At 43.1% G+C, this 18,097-nt stretch carries 16 protein-coding genes; 6 read left to right on the top strand and 10 right to left on the bottom strand.

All coding sequences use genetic code 11. The features are described from left to right. Complete coding sequence (locus IEY67_RS09620; protein ID WP_122354395.1) at positions 1–357, bottom strand: BlaI/MecI/CopY family transcriptional regulator; 357 nt, start codon at positions 355–357, stop codon at positions 1–3. 168 nt (positions 358–525) lie between these two features. Between IEY67_RS09620 and dusB the strand changes: the two genes are divergently transcribed. From dusB to IEY67_RS09605, 3 genes are all read left to right on the top strand, one after another. Continuing rightward, on the top strand, positions 526–1,515 hold the full coding sequence (gene dusB, locus IEY67_RS09615; RefSeq protein ID WP_122373859.1) for a tRNA dihydrouridine synthase DusB: 990 nt from the start codon (positions 526–528) through the stop codon (positions 1,513–1,515). A gap of 327 nt (positions 1,516–1,842) precedes the next feature. Then, positions 1,843–2,655 carry a head GIN domain-containing protein gene (locus tag IEY67_RS09610; protein ID WP_183668224.1) on the top strand — a complete coding sequence of 271 codons (813 nt, stop codon included), beginning with the start codon at positions 1,843–1,845 and terminating at the stop codon, positions 2,653–2,655. A 25-nt stretch (positions 2,656–2,680) separates the two neighbouring features. Further along, positions 2,681–3,505 carry a head GIN domain-containing protein gene (locus IEY67_RS09605; protein ID WP_183668222.1) on the top strand — a complete coding sequence of 275 codons (825 nt, stop codon included), beginning with the start codon at positions 2,681–2,683 and terminating at the stop codon, positions 3,503–3,505. Between the two features lie 88 nt (positions 3,506–3,593). Here the strand turns inward: IEY67_RS09605 and IEY67_RS09600 are convergent, their stop codons facing one another. The 5 genes from IEY67_RS09600 to IEY67_RS09580 all read right to left on the bottom strand — a co-directional run bounded on the left by IEY67_RS09600 (position 3,594) and on the right by IEY67_RS09580 (position 12,568). Continuing rightward, positions 3,594–5,747: a family 20 glycosylhydrolase gene (locus IEY67_RS09600; protein ID WP_183668220.1), complete on the bottom strand. Its 2,154-nt coding sequence runs from the start codon at positions 5,745–5,747 to the stop codon at positions 3,594–3,596. Between the two features lie 109 nt (positions 5,748–5,856). Further along, on the bottom strand, positions 5,857–7,335 hold the full coding sequence (locus tag IEY67_RS09595; protein WP_183668218.1) for a RagB/SusD family nutrient uptake outer membrane protein: 1,479 nt from the start codon (positions 7,333–7,335) through the stop codon (positions 5,857–5,859). A gap of 12 nt (positions 7,336–7,347) precedes the next feature. After that, positions 7,348–10,650, bottom strand: coding sequence for a TonB-dependent receptor (locus IEY67_RS09590; protein ID WP_183668217.1), 3,303 nt, complete (start codon positions 10,648–10,650; stop codon positions 7,348–7,350). 242 nt (positions 10,651–10,892) lie between these two features. After that, the gene (locus IEY67_RS09585; RefSeq protein ID WP_122373863.1) at positions 10,893–11,855 is read right to left on the bottom strand and encodes a FecR family protein; all 963 of its coding nucleotides are present in this window, start codon (positions 11,853–11,855) and stop codon (positions 10,893–10,895) included. Between the two features lie 146 nt (positions 11,856–12,001). Beyond that, on the bottom strand, positions 12,002–12,568 hold the full coding sequence (locus tag IEY67_RS09580; RefSeq protein ID WP_183668215.1) for an RNA polymerase sigma-70 factor: 567 nt from the start codon (positions 12,566–12,568) through the stop codon (positions 12,002–12,004). A gap of 124 nt (positions 12,569–12,692) precedes the next feature. Between IEY67_RS09580 and IEY67_RS09575 the strand changes: the two genes are divergently transcribed. Together IEY67_RS09575 and IEY67_RS09570 are read left to right on the top strand one after the other, a co-directional pair. Continuing rightward, the gene (locus tag IEY67_RS09575; RefSeq protein WP_122355825.1) at positions 12,693–13,478 is read left to right on the top strand and encodes a head GIN domain-containing protein; all 786 of its coding nucleotides are present in this window, start codon (positions 12,693–12,695) and stop codon (positions 13,476–13,478) included. Positions 13,479–13,487: 9 nt separating this feature from the next. Next, on the top strand, positions 13,488–14,291 hold the full coding sequence (locus tag IEY67_RS09570; protein WP_183668213.1) for a GIN domain-containing protein: 804 nt from the start codon (positions 13,488–13,490) through the stop codon (positions 14,289–14,291). A 37-nt stretch (positions 14,292–14,328) separates the two neighbouring features. Here IEY67_RS09570 and IEY67_RS09565 read toward each other — a convergent pair whose 3' ends face one another. The 4 genes from IEY67_RS09565 to IEY67_RS09550 are packed head-to-tail and all read right to left on the bottom strand — an operon-like array spanning position 14,329 to position 17,224. After that, positions 14,329–15,336 carry an NAD-dependent epimerase/dehydratase family protein gene (locus IEY67_RS09565; protein ID WP_183668211.1) on the bottom strand — a complete coding sequence of 336 codons (1,008 nt, stop codon included), beginning with the start codon at positions 15,334–15,336 and terminating at the stop codon, positions 14,329–14,331. A 3-nt stretch (positions 15,337–15,339) separates the two neighbouring features. Beyond that, positions 15,340–15,546 carry a hypothetical protein gene (locus tag IEY67_RS09560; protein WP_122355819.1) on the bottom strand — a complete coding sequence of 69 codons (207 nt, stop codon included), beginning with the start codon at positions 15,544–15,546 and terminating at the stop codon, positions 15,340–15,342. A 12-nt stretch (positions 15,547–15,558) separates the two neighbouring features. Next, the gene (locus IEY67_RS09555) at positions 15,559–16,317 is read right to left on the bottom strand and encodes a metal ABC transporter ATP-binding protein (RefSeq protein WP_183668209.1); all 759 of its coding nucleotides are present in this window, start codon (positions 16,315–16,317) and stop codon (positions 15,559–15,561) included. Then, positions 16,301–17,224 (bottom strand): metal ABC transporter solute-binding protein, Zn/Mn family, encoded by a 924-nt coding sequence (locus IEY67_RS09550; protein WP_183668207.1) that lies wholly within the window; start codon positions 17,222–17,224, stop codon positions 16,301–16,303. Before IEY67_RS09550 ends, IEY67_RS09555 begins: the two co-directional genes overlap by 17 nt. Before the next feature lie 460 nt (positions 17,225–17,684). Between IEY67_RS09550 and IEY67_RS09545 the strand changes: the two genes are divergently transcribed. Then, positions 17,685–18,014: a hypothetical protein gene (locus IEY67_RS09545; RefSeq protein ID WP_183668205.1), complete on the top strand. Its 330-nt coding sequence runs from the start codon at positions 17,685–17,687 to the stop codon at positions 18,012–18,014. The last annotated feature ends 83 nt before the right edge of the window (positions 18,015–18,097 follow it).

The raw sequence follows: 18,097 nt of genomic DNA, 5'->3' as shown, positions 1-18,097 counted from the left end.
TTATTTGTTCTTGATCTGCCGGATCAACTCCTGCAATTCATCCAGCGTCAACGCTTCTTCCTCGATCAGCGTAGAGACGACACGGGTATAAGAATTATCAAAATACTTGTTGACAACCTGCTTCAATGTAGTCTTGCGGTATTCGTCTTCCGAGATCAAGGCATAATATTGATGCGTATTCCCAAAAGCCTTATAACCGATATACCCTTTCTCTTCCAGGGTACGGACAATGGTGGAAAGCGTGTTGTAATGCGGCTTAGGCTCTTCCTGCAAGTCGAGTAATTCGCGGACAAACAAAGGTCCTTTCGCCCAAAAATAGCCTAATATCTCTTCTTCTTTCGATGTCAATCGTTTCATAATCTGTCGTTTTATTAAAGGAATGCCCAAATATAACTATATTTTCCAGTAATACAACTACAATACATAGTTAATCTACTATAAAACATAGTAGACTTCATAATGGAGGAGATTCTATCATCATTCTTAGCGGAAAAGCTGTACTTTTGCAGTCTATAATAAGAAGGTATGAAGATAGGCTCAATAGATTTAGGTGAACACCCGGTGTTTCTGGCACCGATGGAAGATGTTACGGATATCTCTTTCCGTCTGATGTGTAAACGTTTCGGTGCAGATATGGTATATACGGAATTTGTATCGAGCGATGCATTGATCCGCAGCGTCAACAAGACACAAGAAAAACTGACCGTTGCAGAAGATGAACGGCCGGTCGCTATACAGATATATGGCAAGGAAGTCAGCGCCATGGTGGAAGCTGCCCGGATATGCGAAGCTGCCCGTCCGGATATCCTCGACATCAATTTCGGTTGTCCCGTAAAAAAAGTGGCGGGTAAAGGAGCCGGGGCAGGCATGCTCCGTAATATTCCCCTGATGCTCGAGATAACGAAAGAAGTTGTGAAAGCCGTCAATATTCCGGTCACAGTGAAAACCCGCCTGGGATGGGATGCCGATAACAAGATCATCGTCGATCTGGCCGAACAATTGCAGGACTGCGGTATCGCCGCCCTTTCCATTCACGGACGAACCCGCGCCCAGATGTACACCGGTGAAGCGGACTGGACACTGATCGGTGAAGTTAAAAAGAATCCGCGCATGCATATTCCCATTATCGGAAACGGAGACGTGACTTCTGCAGAAATATGCAAACAGCGTTTCGAAGACTACGGAGTGGATGGCGTGATGATCGGTCGCGGAAGCATCGGCCGCCCCTGGATATTCCGTGAAGTAAAACATTTCCTGACTACCGGAGAAGCGTTACCGGAAGAAAAATTCTCCTGGTATCTGGATATCCTCAAACAGCAGGTCAACCAAAGTGTGGAGCGTTTGGACGAACGCCGTGGCATCTTACATATCCGACGCCACCTGGCAGCCACCCCTCTTTTCAAGGGTATTTCTGATTTCAAGCAGACACGCGTTGCCATGCTTCGCGCTGAAACGGTATCCGAACTGTTTGATATAATGGATTCTATTCCGGAAAAGTTCGGAATTGCGGACTAAATAGTTCCAAAAATGATACTTTTATATTATAAAGTGACATTACTACAATAAATTGATACAATAGTATATTGCATATAATATATTTCCTCTTATATTTGCATCGAGTTTTTTTCATAGTATTTTAGATCTAAGGTTAACAAGTCTTTGCAAAGGAGGAATCGTGAGATTGCTTCGTTGGGAAGCAAAAAGACCGCATCCGTTATTATTTCGGATCGCGGTTTTTTTATTGTTTGCGCACCCTCTTTTTTTCAAAAATAATTTACAAAATCTGCAACCTAAACACCAACAGCCTCGTCTTATAAAGAAAAGAACTAAAAAATAATGCAGATGAAAACAAAAGCATCACTCTTTATCGCCTGTTTATTGGTGGCACTGACCGGATTTGCCCGTACTACAGAAACAGTAGAAGGTAACGGTAATGTCATCACTAAAAGAATTTCCATCAGTGATTATAATGAGATATCGACAGTCGGAGTTATGGAGTTCGTTTACGAACAATCGGATGCCGCTCCTTATCTGGAAGTGGAAATCGATGAAAACCTGCTCCCGTTACTTCAAATGCAGGTGGACGGCAAAGAACTGAAAGTCGGTCCGAAAAGAATTAACGAAAACAGCCGTAACGGAAATACGTACAACCTGAAACCGACAACCTTCAAGGTTGTAACCAATTCGCGTGAAATTAAGGAACTGAATGTTGTTTCTTCCGGCGATTTTATTGTTGCCAGCCCATTGAATATAATCAAACTGGAAATCAATATGGCCGGTAGCGGCAACATCCTTCTGAAAAAGAAAGTGACAGGGAACAAGTTGGAAATAAACCTGGCTAGTTCAGGTAGCGTTGTCGCCACCGATATTAACTTGAAAGATGTTGAATGTAGTTTGGCAGGAAGCGGTTTCATTCAGGTTGGAGGAAATACCGAAAAAGCAGAATACAATCTGGCCGCAAGCGGTAACATCAAAGCTTACGATTGCCTCACCAACAAAGTTGAATGCAATATTGCCGGTAGCGGTAATATCCAGGCTTATGCTAAGAACCATCTGGAAGCCAACATCGTCGGTAGCGGTAACGTTTATTACAAAGGAAATCCGACAACCAGCAAGAGTGTTATCGGATCAGGAAAACTGAAAGACGCAAATTAAAAGAACGAACTAAATAATAAATGTCATGAAAAAATTAGCTTTAGCATTCATCGGATTAATAGCCTTCGGCACGATCAGTTGCTACGCAGAAAAGATCAAGGGGAACGGAAATATCATCACTAAAGAAATACAGGTAGCCGATTATACCGGATTGATAGTAAGCCAGGGTATTGAAAGCAACGGAAGCTTTTTTACCGGTAAGAATAAATCTCCGCAAATCAACTATTCCCAGCAAACAGGAAAAGCAGGTTTGAAGATCACGATAGATGAAAACCTTCTTCCTCTGATAAAGTTCAATACCGAAGGTGGTATCTTAAAAATAGAAACACAGAGAGGAACCAGGATCAATCCGAGCAGATTGGTCATAGATACTCATTCGGCCGAACTAAAGAAACTGGGAGTTTCGAGTAGTTTCGACTTTATCCTGGAAAGTTCGCTATCAGGTGATAATATCGAGATCAACGCATCCGGAGCCAGCGACGTATATCTGGAAAAACCGATGCGCATAGCCAATTTATGCAAGATCAACCTGAGTGGAGCCAGCGACCTGAAAACAAGCGATCTGGAATGTCACAGAATAGAAACCCACTCATCCGGCTCCAGCGACCTGTATCTGAATGGGAAAGCCAACGAAGGGAAATACAACTGTAGCGGCAGCAGCGATATCAAAGCGTATGGTTTCACCCTGAAAACATTGGAATGCTCGGCAAGCGGTAGCAGCGATATTTTAACCACAGTTACCGAATCGTTGAATGCCTCTGCTTCCGGCAGCAGTGATATCAAATATAAAGGGAATCCGAAAGTCAAAAAACACTCCAGCGGTTCAAGCGATATCGATCCGGTAAATTAAGAAATCAATATATTGGGAGTTGGAAAACCCGGAATTACCTTTCGCTATGGCATGGTGAAAAGATAATTTCCGGGTTATTTTTTATTCCTTATTCTATCCAGTCTACAAACTCAAGACCGGGAACTTCCGTATAATGTATGCCATCCCATTGAACAGGGATACAACAAAACTGCCATTTACGCTGTCCGTCATCCCCTTTCCAATGTCCGAAGACACTACGGACAAGCACTTTGTTCAAACCTTTTTTTAGTTTTATCTTTACAGGAGGACGATAAAAATAACCTTCTTCCGTCAGCGGAGTTTCGATGCGCCCTTGTCCCCACCCTGTCCAGGGCAGACTTTCAAACGGCCAGTGAGGAGGACTTACCCGTTCATCATTCAGCCAGATATCGCCACCGCTGAAATCCCAATTCCCCTGTTCAGGAGCTCTTGCCGTGCGATAACCACCGGAATGTCCCCACATCCCATTCAATCCGAACATCAGGTAAACGTCCTGTTCGACGGGACTTTTTATATAAGTAACAGCATAACAGGTTCCACCCTCTTTTCCAACAAGAGGCGACATGGTTGTCGGCCAATGGTCCAACCGATATTTACCCTGGTGCGCGTTGAACATTGCATAAAAGCTACGTATCTGAACTTCACCGCCATACACTGGGGATTCGGTCCATTTAAATACCGTATCATTCCATGTATAGGTCTTCTTAATGATCTTTTCGGGTTCGAAAGACCGGTCATTCACTCCTTGATGATCGAACGGACCGATCAAACGCCATTTGATATCCGCCTGTTTCACATAAGGGAACGGAATATGGCGGAAATAATGATCCCGGTGATAGACCAGACGATCTTCAAATTCTGAGATAGCCGTCCATGCCGGTGTACCAGCCGAAGGGAATTGCGCCATCAGATCGCGTCTTTTCTCTTTGGCACCCCGCCAGATACGTTCGGCAAATGTCAACATACAAGGATAAAAAGGATACTGTTCCAACAATCGTTTTTCCGAACTCAATGCTCCATCCGTCCAGACGCACATGATACTGCCAAGTGCATTCTCATTTCCTGCCGGAACTTCACAAGGTTGCTGGAAAAATGTTTGCAGCATGCCTCCCTGCGAATCCATATAATCCATATAGAAACCATTACTATCGATATATTGCGCCGACTTATCGAGGATATGGCCGGCTTCATTCTCTCCCCAGCACATTCGTACCGCCTTCTTGTCCGGTGAATAACCGGGATACCAGGTAACAACCTCTTTCCCTTTACTGCGAATGTATTTTATCATTTCCGGCATAAAATCATCCATCTCAAAACGCACCTCATCCGAGCCGATATGGAAGAGAGAATCTTTGAATAAAGGTATTACCTCATCCAATGCCTTTTGTAAAGCAGCCATTCCTTCGGGTGTCTGGAGTTTCAGGCCGGTTGCTTTCTCAAAATAAGCGCTATGACCGGGCATATCCACTTCAGGAACCACACGCATATTCAATGTAGAACAATACACGTCCAGCGCACTCAGTTCGTCTTGCGTATAATATTTACCCGGCTGGCGGGTTTTCCAGTAAGTAGACGGCGCCGTCAGTTCCGGCATGTTTTTCACCTCTATCCGCCATCCCGGATCATCCGTCAGATGCAAATGGAGCAGATTGATCTTATAATAAGACAACTTTCGTACTACCTCTTTTATAAAGGGAGCCGAAGCATAATTACGCCCCACATCGAGCATAATACCCCGAATTGAAAAAGCCGGAGAATCATTAATTACACAATTGGGCAATTCATAAGCATCCGGTGTTTCCTTCACCAACTGCCGCAATGTTTGTAAGGCATTGAAGAAACCGGCAAACTCTCCGGCAGAAATAACCACCTTATCATCCGATACAACCAGTTTATAGGCTTCTCTCTTCAAAACATCCTGCTGCGCCGGAAGCTGTTCAAAATAGATCCGGCATATTCTACCGGTCGGCCGCTCCGGCATATTCCAGAACATACAAACATCATTCAGTTCCTCACCGATACGCTTACCATCTCTCAACTTATCCAAAGAGTTCTTATCTGCTTTTATTACAGAAAACTCCGTCACCCCCTCTTTCCTTATCACCTCATCCGGATAAGGGATCAAAGCAGTGGGCAACTTATCTGTATCAGGCGTCGGAAGTGTCCAGTCCGTTTTTTGACCATGCAATTCAACAACCCCCAAAAGGCAGCATAAAAGGAATATATTCAGTCGTATTTTCATATCCGTTCTGTTTTAAAGACTCAAAAGTAATGAAAAAGGCAACCGGAAGATAAAATACTCTATCTCTTACCCGGTTGCCTTCCATCTGTTTTACCTTAAAGACTATTTATCAATAATCGTTCTGTGTCAGATTCGGGTTCAGGTTGATCTCGCTTATCGGTATCGGTAACAACAACTGACTGTTGGAAACGAACGTTGAACCTTTCTTCTTCATTGCATCGATATAAACTCCGTGACGTATCAGGTCGAGACGACGGTATCCTTCCAGGAACAATTCCCATCCTCTTTCCTTCAAAACAGCATCACGCAAGCTCTCTTTCGTTCCAAAATCCGCCAGTTTCAGGTTACGCGAATCATCTCCAAACGCCCTTGTACGTATTCGATTGATCAGATCGATAGATTCCTGGTTCGGACCGTTCAATTCATTCAGAGCCTCTGCACGCGCCAGGATAATATCAGCCAAACGGATCAATACGACATCCGTACCTTCTGTCCAACCGATATGAGCCGGATCTAACGGGAATTTGTTCGGGATCGGACCTTCGCCGCCACCGTGACCGACTTCTTTCCGTATATAATTGCCGTCTGCATCCTTTTTAACCGTCACATAAGAAGTCAACATGTCTGCCCTTCGTTTATCCGCCGGATCGAATGTGTTATAAAAATCCCAGGTACAGCGATAATAATCCCAACCGATAGAACCACCTCCTTCAATCAGGAAGTCAGCCGGATGGAAATGGGCTGCATAAGCGGAATGCTGATAGCGTGGAGGCAAACAAGAGATAGAGAATATGGTCTCTATATTCTTCTCATTTTCGACACCCCACAATTTACCCCAGTCTGAAACCAGTTTATGGGGAGAGTTGTTAATGATCTCATTCGCCATATCGGCACATTCTTTCCAACGTTTGGCTTCCAGGTATATTTTACAAAGTTTGGCTTGTGCAGCGGCTTTTGTAAATCGCCCGTAATCCTCCGCCGGATAACTTTCCGGCAGTTTATCGATAGAAGCCAGTATCTCAGAAATACAGAATTCTATAATCTTATCCTTCGGCTCACGCCCCGGATTAGAAGTAAGATCAAATTTAGAATCTGTAATCAAAGGCACATCACCATACAGATAAGTAAGGTCTGCATAGAACCAGGCTCTTGCCACACGTGCTTCCGCTACAAATTGTTCTACCAGCTTGGTATCGTTCGTCTGCACTTTTCCCAGATTATCGATCCCGATATTGGCACGTACAATAGCCAGATACAAATCATTCCAAAGCGAAGATGTCACATAAAAATCGATTCCCCATTCAGCCTTTTCATACTGGCTCCCTTTTCCACTCTGTGCTCCGGGACCGAAGATAAGGCCGTCTCCCGCTATCTCATTCAACATTTGAAAGGCATATTCGCCTGCCGGAATATAATTACGGGCACTTCTGTCGCGGAAACCACCGTACACACCATTCAGATATGCCCGTGCATCCGATTCCGTATTGAAGAAGTCGTCTACAGCTATCTCATTATACAACTGTGTATCCAGACAAGAAGAAAGTAAGCAGGTCAAACCCGCCAGCAAATATATTTTGAGTGTCTTCATAATCGTAATTTTTTAAAAACTAATTCTTAAACCTGCCAGGAATGTACGGCAAGCAGGATATGTATTATAATCGTTTGTTCCGCCAATTTCAGGGTCATAACCTGAATATCCTGTTATAGTAAACAGGTTCTGGGCATCCACATACACACTTAGAGGACAGGAATAAAGCTTCGTATTATAAGTCAGTCTGACAGACTTCAGCCGTAAGAACGATGCATCTTCCACATAGAACGTATTCACATCACTTCCGTAAGGATTAGCTGCGCCCGAATGGATCTGACTGCCTGTATTAGTAGGACTCCAGCGATCCATCACACTACTGAATGCGCTGAAACCTTCATATACCCTGGAAGGATTTTCATAATAAGCCCGGAACTGATTGTACTTCTTCCCACCCAGACGGGCATTAAAGAAAATATTCAGGTTCCAGTTCTTATAAGTCAGGTCATTACCAAAGCCTAATTCCACTTTCGGGTCCGGTGTACCCAGGAAGCTGATATCGGCATCATTGATCTTTCCATCCGGCCCCGGAACAAAGTTTCCGTCAGCATCACGGCCGCCGATGTCTTTGTAACGGATATTTCCAGGTACAGAATTCGGCTGTGCACTATTCTTAATATCATCGCCTTCCTGCCAGATACCGTCGTACGTGTAACCGTAAATAGCATTTACAGGATCATCTTCAGAAGCTCCGATATAAGGTTTAGGTAATCCGGCACGGTCTTTCCATTTATTCTTATTATGAGAGACAGTCAGCAATGTCTCCCATTGGAAATCACGGGTACGGATATTGGTCGTATTTAGAGTAAATTCAACCCCGCGGTTTACGATCTCACCAGCATTCCTCCACTGGGATGTATAACCGGAATAAGCCGGGGTAGAGAATTGAAGCAACAGATTATCCGTATTGATCTGATAATATTCAAGCGTTCCGGAAACACGGTTATTAAAGAAACCCATATCCAAACCAACATTGAATTGTTTGGCTGTTTCCCACATCAACAGAGGATTCCCGGCATTACCCGGAATGATCGTAGTCACCGGTGAATTTCCGAATACATATTCATATCCTTTCTTCAATAAATTCTGGTAACTGTTATTACCGATATCCTGATTACCTGTTTCACCGTAACCTACACGCAATTTCATATTCGACAAAGAGGTCAGTCCTTTCATAAACTCCTCGTTGGAGATACGCCATGCAGCAGAGAAAGAAGGGAAATAACCGAAGCGGTGATCCTTATCGAATTTAGATGATCCGTCTGCTCTGAATGTTGCGGTTAGCAAATAACGATCTGCGAAATTATAATTTACACGGGCAATGCCGGATAAAAGTTTATTCATCCTTTTCGTAGTACCCGGAGCACTGTAAGTCTCGCCTATACCAATATTATTATAACCAAAATAATCCGTAAAGAAATTTGAGACTTTAGCCGTCAGTTCCTCATAAGTGAAATCCTGATAGGTATAACCCGCCATGATATCCAACTTATGCACTTTATTGAATTCTTTTTTGAAGGTAGCTGTTCCTTCAAACAGATTACTGCGCCCCTGGGTAGCCGTTACGGAAGCGATACCATTGGCATCCGCACCATTACGGGTAGTTTTGGGATTGTAATATTCTCGTTTTGAATCCTGCATATCCGTACCGGCCTGTAACTTAATAAACAGATAATCGGTAGGAGTAATATTCAATGAGCCATTCAACATCGACCTCTTCGAGCGGGTCTTATCGTCAATATCCAACAAAGAAACCGGGTTAGGCAACAATGCATATCTCGGGTTTTTAGAAAATTTGCCATCCTCGTCACGAACCGGGACATTGGCAGGGAAAGCATAAGCACCGGACAATACCCCCGTATCTTCCGCACGGGTTCCGACTGCCACATTCTTATCCGAAGTATTACTCATAAAGCTGGACACATTGACACTGAAAATAGAAGATATTTTCTGTTCCAGATTTACACGGAAGCTATAACGTTCAAAAGAGCTCTCTTTTACTATACCATTGTTTAAATGATAGCTGGCAGATACCATATATTTTGTAGATGCCGTTCCACCTTGCAAAGACACATCATGGTTGGTCACCATACCTGTGTGCGTCACTTCATCCAACCAGTCCGTCCCTTTCCCAAAGGAAGCAATTTCTGCATCCGTATAAAATGGATCTTTTTTGTACAGAGCATTCATTTCGTTTGTCACCCGGGCAAAATCAGTGCCGGAAAGAAAATCGAACCGCTTGGCGATCGTCTGGATACCGAAAGAAGAATTCAAAGTGACTTTCGCCTTACCTTCTTTCCCCTGTTTAGTGGTAATAAGGATAACACCATTAGCCGCACGCGATCCGTAGATAGCCGTAGCCGAGGCGTCTTTCAGAACTTCCATGCTCTCGATATCCGACGGGTTGATACTATTCAGCGGGTCTTTCTTCGGACCGTCGAACACATCGCCCGAACCGGGATAAAAGTTCGTATTATCCACCGGGAAACCATCCACAACATACAACGGTGTCTTACTTGCATTTACAGAAGAAAGACCACGGATACGCACATCGGCTGCACCACCCGGCTGGGTGCTGTTCTGGGTAATAACAACCCCCGCAGCACGCCCCTGCATCATCTGCACCAAACTGGAGTTATTGGGAGAATTGATCTCTTCGGCTTTCAGAGAAACAACCGATCCTGTCAGGTCGCTCTTTTTCATGCTACCATAACCGACCACGACCACCTCGTCCAGCTTCTGCAAATCTTCATTCAGCTTAATGGTAAAAGTCGTTTTATTCTTTACCGGTATCTTCTGCTCGATATATCCGATAAAGGAAACATTCAGAACAGCATCATCCGCCACAGCCATACTGAAGTTACCGTCTATATTGGAGACCGTGCCATTCGTGGTTTTATCTTCCACAATATTAGCTCCGATAACCGGATCGCCGAACGAGTCCAGCACCTTTCCCGAGATGGTAATTCTTTTTGCCTGTTCCGGAGCGGGAGTTCCGGCTGCCATCTTCTCATTTATCTTTCGCAATGAGATATAATTGTTGGCAAATTTATAGGTAATATCACTGCCCGTAAAAATATCGTTCAGTATATCAGAGACCTGCCGGCTACGTGTATTGATCTTCACACGCCGACTCACATTAATGTCGTTTTTGCTGTAAATAAACAGATAATCGGTTTGCGATTCAATCTCCGATATCAGTTCATTCAACGTGAGCGCTTCCTTGTTAAGAGCTACACTGGCTGTCTGCGACTGTACGTTTTCAGCATGTAACTGCAATATAAACAGGAAGAAGTAAAAGATTGATAATTTCATAATCCGAACTATTTTTCTTGATTTAAGTTCTCTTATAACATAATAGCATGTCTGCAACAAGTTTTTTTTCATAACTTTGCTGAATAATAATGTTAATACTTTTATTTAGGTCACAACGCTAAGATGATAGTATTGACTACTTCAGGGGAGTGGTACCAACACTCCCTTGTTTTGTCCTATCCAATTCATTTCTGGTATTTACATAGGCAACATTCTTTTTTTATAGTGTTCTACAAATAAGGTTAATAAATCTCTATCTCATTTTCCGTGATCATGCGGAAATTAAATTTTCCCACTTCCTGAATAGCTTGCAGGATATTCGCTATGTCATCACTTTGCCGGAACTTACCCGAAAAAACATACTTCCTGATCTCCGGACGGCTTACCTTGAACTTGACGTCATACCATAGTTCCAGGCGGGTCAACAATTCACCGAAAGGTTTATCTTCAAACGTGAATATTCCGTTTTTTAAATATTTAGACTGCTTAAAATTGGAAGTTGTCTTCAACAGCTCACCACCTTTTAAAAAGACCTTTTCATCCGGTTTCATGTAAAGTCCGCCGGCTTCATTGTTCTTATGATACACATATACCGAACCTTCCAGCAAATCGGTTTCAAAATCCGTACTTTCCGAATAAGCAAACACATTGAACTGCGTACCCAAAACCTGTACGTTATATTGTTTAGTCTTCACAATAAACGGCCGCTTCGCATCTTTCTTTACCGCAAAGAAACCTTCCCCGTCCAACTCTATTACCCGTTCTTTGTCATTGAACTGATGCGGAATATTCAGCTTCGTCCGCGAACTGAGCCATGCCTCTGTTCCATCCGCCAATGTCAGATACACCCGTTGCCCCTGTGGCGCTTCTATCCGGATCATTTCACTTTTATGTTTATCCAAGGTATATTTTTCAGATAAAAACCAGGTACAGAAAAGCAAAGTCGCAGCGACGGCATACTTCAGAACAGCAATCGACAAACGAAACATTCTCCGTTTATTGGCCCGCTGTTCCAACTCTTTGATCTTTGTTGTTACCAACAGATCGTCACCATCCCTATCCATCATTCCGGATAGAGCCATAATATTCTGCATATCCGCCATTTCATCTTTCAGAGCGGCATCTTCTTCCATCTGCCGGAAAAGAGTCAACTTCTCGGTATCCGCCAGTGTCCCTGCAAAATATTTATCTAATTGTTCTTTCATAAAATTATTACTTCTTTATAGGTATGACGCAGAAAGAAGAAATGCCGCCAAAGAAAAAATCAAAAAAATATGATTTTAACATTTGGGTAGTCACTCCTTTTCTTATAAAACTCTCAAAGGGAGGTTGAAATTCTTTAGGGGTACGATCAAATAATAAAAATAAACAAAGGCATATAATCCTTCAGTGCTACTTTCAGTTTTTTCAAAGCAATGGCAATCTGGCTTTCAATTGTATTCACAGATATATTCAGACGCTCGGAAATTTCCTTATGCCGAAGTCCTTCCATACGGCTCAATATAAATATCTCTTTACAACGGGCAGGCAACGAATCTACCGCCTGTGAAATCAGATGTTCAATATCTGCTATAGAGAAATTGTTTTCATCAAATTTCTGCAAAGAATATAATTTAAACTGCAATTCCTTTTCTTCCAGTTCAGACAAAGATCGTTTTTTTTCATCATTTTTTGTCTGTCTGCGGAGAAAATCGATACAACGGTTCTTGACTACCGTAAACAGATAAGCGTTCATATTCCCCAGCGAAGGTATTTGCTCCCGGTTCTCCCAAAGATAAAGAAAAATATCCTGTACCAGATTTTCTGCATCTTCCTGCGAATGCAAATAGGTCTGTGAAAAGCGTACCAGTTTGGGAAAATATATCGCATATATTTTCGAATAATCCTCTTTGCCAGAGCTAAACAAACGCTGTTCCATAACTTAATTCCATATAAAAATATAGCAAATGTAGGAATTATAAATTAAATTACTCCTATTTTTGTAACCGACCCTGTCAAGGTCACGTCTATTATAAGGAAAGGCAATACTAAACAAATAAATTATGAGAACAAAAGGCTTATTATCTATTATCATGTTATTGGGATTGTTATTCACTGCTCAGGCAGCAGACCACGTAAAAGGTAACGGAAAACTATCCAGTAAAAAGATCACTATCGATGACTATAATTCAATTAAAATTGATGGGGTAATTGATTTCAATTATGAACAATCAGATGCAGCACCTTATATTGAAGTGACTGTAGATGAAAACCTGCATGAATATGTCAATATCAATATAAAAGACAGGGAACTCTCCGTTGGTTTCAAAGGGGTGAAAGTAGACCATTACACCAAGTTCATCGTAAAAACGAACTCCAAATGGCTGAAAGAGGTGAAAGCTGCCGGTAATGCCAACTTCATGGTAAACAGTCCGCTGACCGGAGACGAAATAAAGATCAATGCTAACTCTAACTGCCTGGTTCAACTGAAAGAACCGGTAAAAATGGGAAAGCTCGACCTGAATGTATCAGGCAGTGCCAATATGGTTATCAACGAATTGCAGGCAGACAAACTGGAATGCAGCATCAATGGTTCAGGTACTATCAACCTGAAAAAGGGAGATGCGAAAGAAGGAGCATACAGTATCACCAGCAGCGGTGAAATCATGGCTTTCGGAGTAGCCGTTCCTGAGTTAAGCTGTAAAATGACAGGAAACGGTTCAATGGAAGTTCATGCCACCAATAACCTGAAGGCCAACATCGTCGGTAAAGGAAAAATCCGCTACAAAGGCCCGACAGCCGTCCAGCAGAAGGTATTGGGCAAAGGCTCCGTAGAAGAAGTAAAATAATAAAACGATATGAAACAAACACTCTATTTTTCAGTACTATCCGCCATCTTGTTGCTCGCTTCGGGATGCATCTTTATGCCGTCTGTCAGAGGTGACGGAAACGTAATTACCCAGACAATCGATATTGCCGATTACGATGAAATTGAAGTGCAGGGCACTTCAATCATATTCAATTATTCACAGCAGGAGTCTGCTCCGGCTCTGAGCGTAACGGTCGATCAGAATATTTACGATTTGTTTGAGTTTAAAACGGACGGGGAAAAACTGGTGATTCGGCCTAAAGAACGTAGCAAGAAACAGATCAGATTCCGTCCGACAGAATTTACGATCACTTCCAACTCCTCCTCATTGAAAAAAGCCGATATGGGTGGGGTGAAAGTTTTTAACCTGAACGGTAAATTCGCATCCAATGAGAAAGTGAAATTCAGTACGGCAGGCAGTACGAGAATAGAGTTAAGAGATACAGTGACTGTCGATCAAATGGAAGTAAGTACGGCAGGTCAAGCCACATTGAATGCTAACGCCCTATATGCAAGAGTGTTTAAAGGTGAAATCGCCGGAAAAGGAACGTTCAACCTGAAAGGGGCAGGCGAAAAAGCTGACTTTGAAATAGCCGGGAGCGGCAAAGTGCACGCATTTGATTATGAACTTTCGACATTATCATGCGAAATTGCCGGAAAAGGACTGATCGAAACATTTGCAAAGGATCAGATCGATGCCGAGATAGCCGGAATGGGTACAGTAAAATATAAAGGAAACCCTTCCGTCAAAGTGGATAAAGCGGGATTAGGTTCCGTTAAGAAAGTGGATTGACCAACCGTTTATCCGGCAAAGGCCGGATTACAACGGGTTATAACCATCCTTCTTTCCGATACCATTCGATACTTTCCTCCAGCCCTTTACGCAAGGGATATTCCGGAGTAAAACCTAATTCATCCTGAAGCGGCGCAACATCACAAATCCAGTTGCGTTGTTTCAGGATGATATATTTATCGGTATTCAGTGTCATACCTTTATTCAGCAACTTGCCGATCCATTCGGAACAATGGCATGCCACATTTACCAGTCCCAGTGGGATACGGGTATGCAATACATGCTTCTTTCCCAAAAGTTCCTGTATCATCCGGGCAAACGATTCGTCGGTATGTACATCTCCGTCTGCCACAAAATAATGCCGGTTACATATCGCTTCATTCTCTAACGCCAGGAAAGCGACCCGCGCCAGGTCTTTTACATAAATAAATGTAATACGCTGGGGAGTATACCCCACAGCAAAATCGAATCCGGACTTCACGCTCTTGATCTCCATAAAATAATCCTTCTCGCCGGGGCCATACACACCGGTCGGACGCAGGATCACATAAGGAAAATAAGACTGGCTGCGCACATAGTTCTCCGCCTCCAGCTTACTCTGTCCATAAGCAGTATCTGGTTCTTGCGGATCATCCAGGCGGATCGGACGGAAAGTTTCTTCGTCTCCGCGCCCATAACTGCTCAGGCTACTCATCAATAAAAATTTCCTGGGCATACAATCGGCGGCCGCCAATGCTTCTATAAAGTTATGTGTATTCTCCGCATTTATACGAAAGAAATTTCGTTTATCCAAAGTCTTGGTCAGTCCGGCATTGTGGATCACATAATCCCATCCCCCCTGTTCACGGGCAAAATCCGCCAACTGGGTAGTTAAGGCTTCCCGGTTATTATATTTCAGATCGATAAAACGGATCCGTTCGTCCTGCAGGTTCTCACGGCTGCTCGTAGCACGCACCCCTGCCCAGGTCTCATATCCCCGACGCAACGCCTCTTTTACCAGAAAGCCCCCGATAAATCCGCTTGCCCCTGTAATCAGTATCTTCATATCTTAGTCTTTATTCTTCATATAATAGGTATAATAATACCATAACAGCCCAATCCAGTTAAGTACAACAATGATCAGTATCCATACGATTTTCTGCCCCCTGGAGATAAACGGATTCTGCATGACAGCCTTACAGCCAAACAGGATAACGGCAATGCCTACGATAAATCCGATTTCCGGTAATGAGATTAAACAAAGTGTGTGTGACATGGGAATAGAATATTAATGTTCGTGTGTTTTCAATACGCGATGCGGCAAATTTCCGTGGCCGACCAGCTCGATCGGGCAGGCATATTTCTCACCGAGCCATTCCTCGGATACATCCGCACCGGGATGATAGTGCAATGTCTCGTTCACGCAAGCGATATTCTTGACCATTGCCAGCACCGTTCCGATATCATGGGATACCAGGATGATTGCACTCTCTTTATTGATCTCCTCCAGTAACTGATAAAAACGAGATTCAAAGCGTTTATCGACATACGAATTCGGTTCGTCCAGAATCAGGAGCTGCGGACGGGAAACGATAGAGCGTCCCAATAAAACACGCTGTAACTGTCCTCCCGACAACTCACCGATCGAACGGGTGTACAAATCTTCCAGTCCCATCTGCCGGATCACCTCCTCGATACGTTTCTTCTGAGCATCCGTATAGGAACGGAAACGGGGCTTTTCCGCAGCCAGACCCGAAGCGATCACCTCCCAGACAGAGATCGGGAATTTACGGTCTATATTATTCAGCTGCGGCAAATAACCGATCCGTAAAGAAGACACCTCCGCCCCATCCCGAAAAAAGCGGATAGCACCGGATACTGGCTGCAGCAATCCGAGGATCACCTTCAGTAAAGTCGTCTTACCTCCTCCGTTAGGGCCTATTATTCCCAGGAAATCATCTTTCCATACGGTCAGGGAAACATCTTTCAGAACAACCTTATTCCCATAGGCGGCTGTTATATGATCTATTTCAATGAGTTTGTCCATCTGCCAACGCTTTTGCTATATGAATCATTTCTTTAGACCAGTCATAAGCCAACGGATTGATCACTGTTAGTTTACAACCGGTTTCCCTGGCGATCAGTTCGGCATTCTTCTGGTCGAACTCCTGCTGGATAAATACGACACGGGCGTTATTGGCACGAGCCGTTTCCACCAGCTGCTTCAACTGGGCTGGTGAGGGTTCCTTGCCGTCCATCTCGATACAAAGCTGCGTGAGATTGAACTCATTGGCAAAATAGGTCAGTGCCGGATGATAAATAATAAATGTCCGGTCGGTCAACGGATCGAGCAATTTTTTGATCTCCGCATCCGTTTTATCTATCTCGTCCGACAGTTTATTATAATTCTGCCAGAAATAATCCGTATTATCCGGATCCAGTGCGATAAAAGCGTTCAATGTATTCCAGGCAATCGCTTTAGCTCCAGCAATGGAACTCCAGATATGCGGGTCTACCCCACCGTGATGATGGTGGTGGTGTGTTCCCTCTCCGGCATGGGCATCATGATCGTGTGCATCATGTCCATGGTCATGTTCTTCTGCAGTCTCTTTCAACAGATTAAATCCTTCCGAAGTATCGAAGAACGTCAATTTCGGATTATTCTCACGTATCTTATCCATCCACGCCAGTTCGAAGCCGATATGCCCGATTTGCAGGTAAGCGACACTTCTGCCGACCTGTATCATCTGTTGGGGAGTAGGGTCGTACGTCTCAGGACTTTGTCCGGCCGGAACCACACAATTGATCTTAAATTTATCTCCCGCTATCTGCTCTGCAAAATAACGTTGGGGTTCGATCGTAACAGTTACGATCTTCTCATCCGTCTGTTTGGTCACACAGGCCGTCAACAAAAGGATCGAGAGGATAGTGATCAGTATACTCGTTTGTTTCATCTTTTATTTCTATCAGAATTCGTACAAAGGTAGTAATTTTTTGGTACTCTTCCACATTTCAAAGTAAAGGCGACACCCATAATTGACTTTGACAATTTGACCTGACAAATCGTTTTTTGCTACCCTTTTAATACGTTAAAAAATATTAGTCGCCATACTAATTTCATTTAGCCGCTATATTAATCCCATTTACATGGGATAGTAATATCATTTTGTCAATCACTAAAATCCGATATTCACCGTATCTTTTGTAGAAAGCCCCACTCCAATATGGAAAAATTCCCCACTCGGCAAAATCATATCATTTTATCGGACTGCCCGGCTGAAATATAAATCGTCTGTTTACAACCATTTAGCATAAAAGATAGTTCATTCTGCATTTTTGGCACGGATATTGGGCAATAGGAGCAAAAGGCAAATTAAGGTATTAGTTTTAGTTTTTTAAGTAAAAAGAAAAAGTATGAAAAAGATTGTTTTAATGGCAGTGATTGCCATGTGCGCCGCTTTTACGTCACAGATCCAGGCACAAAACACACCGGGTAATGACAAAACAAAAGTTGAAAAGCAAGATAAGTTCTACGAGATAGACATTACAGCCATTCCCCAAATTCTGCAGGAAGGAGTGAATAATGCTTATCAGGATTGCCGGATCAAATCGGTTTACGTATCCAATAACAGCACGTATGTAAAATATAAAGTAGTACTGGAAACACGTGAAGGCAAAGAAAAGAAAGTTTATTTCGATGATAAAGGTGTAGTGGTCAAAGAACACAGTTACTTCAAAGACTAATTGATTTTCAAAATAAGTCCGATCTCATTCATCCTGTTTTTATAGGCATCAGAGGTGTAGGATTTTATTTATTTGAAAAAATA

The organism is Parabacteroides faecis (genome assembly GCF_014647375.1).
In the GTDB taxonomy this organism is placed as follows: domain Bacteria; phylum Bacteroidota; class Bacteroidia; order Bacteroidales; family Tannerellaceae; genus Parabacteroides; species Parabacteroides faecis.
The sequence above is the reverse complement of the archived record's forward strand: the minus strand, read 5'-3'. Positions and strand labels throughout refer to the sequence as shown.

Bases quoted from the DNA above. Each gene is read 5' to 3' on its own strand.
- IEY67_RS09620 (WP_122354395.1), bottom strand. From the start codon at position 357: ATGAAACGATTGACATCGAAAGAAGAAGAGATATTAGGCTATTTTTGG.
- dusB (WP_122373859.1), top strand. From the start codon at position 526: ATGAAGATAGGCTCAATAGATTTAGGTGAACACCCGGTGTTTCTGGCA.
- IEY67_RS09610 (WP_183668224.1), top strand. From the start codon at position 1,843: ATGAAAACAAAAGCATCACTCTTTATCGCCTGTTTATTGGTGGCACTG.
- IEY67_RS09605 (WP_183668222.1), top strand. From the start codon at position 2,681: ATGAAAAAATTAGCTTTAGCATTCATCGGATTAATAGCCTTCGGCACG.
- IEY67_RS09600 (WP_183668220.1), bottom strand. From the start codon at position 5,747: ATGAAAATACGACTGAATATATTCCTTTTATGCTGCCTTTTGGGGGTT.
- IEY67_RS09595 (WP_183668218.1), bottom strand. From the start codon at position 7,335: ATGAAGACACTCAAAATATATTTGCTGGCGGGTTTGACCTGCTTACTT.
- IEY67_RS09590 (WP_183668217.1), bottom strand. From the start codon at position 10,650: ATGAAATTATCAATCTTTTACTTCTTCCTGTTTATATTGCAGTTACAT.
- IEY67_RS09585 (WP_122373863.1), bottom strand. From the start codon at position 11,855: ATGAAAGAACAATTAGATAAATATTTTGCAGGGACACTGGCGGATACC.
- IEY67_RS09580 (WP_183668215.1), bottom strand. From the start codon at position 12,568: ATGGAACAGCGTTTGTTTAGCTCTGGCAAAGAGGATTATTCGAAAATA.
- IEY67_RS09575 (WP_122355825.1), top strand. From the start codon at position 12,693: ATGAGAACAAAAGGCTTATTATCTATTATCATGTTATTGGGATTGTTA.
- IEY67_RS09570 (WP_183668213.1), top strand. From the start codon at position 13,488: ATGAAACAAACACTCTATTTTTCAGTACTATCCGCCATCTTGTTGCTC.
- IEY67_RS09565 (WP_183668211.1), bottom strand. From the start codon at position 15,336: ATGAAGATACTGATTACAGGGGCAAGCGGATTTATCGGGGGCTTTCTG.
- IEY67_RS09560 (WP_122355819.1), bottom strand. From the start codon at position 15,546: ATGTCACACACACTTTGTTTAATCTCATTACCGGAAATCGGATTTATC.
- IEY67_RS09555 (WP_183668209.1), bottom strand. From the start codon at position 16,317: ATGGACAAACTCATTGAAATAGATCATATAACAGCCGCCTATGGGAAT.
- IEY67_RS09550 (WP_183668207.1), bottom strand. From the start codon at position 17,224: ATGAAACAAACGAGTATACTGATCACTATCCTCTCGATCCTTTTGTTG.
- IEY67_RS09545 (WP_183668205.1), top strand. From the start codon at position 17,685: ATGAAAAAGATTGTTTTAATGGCAGTGATTGCCATGTGCGCCGCTTTT.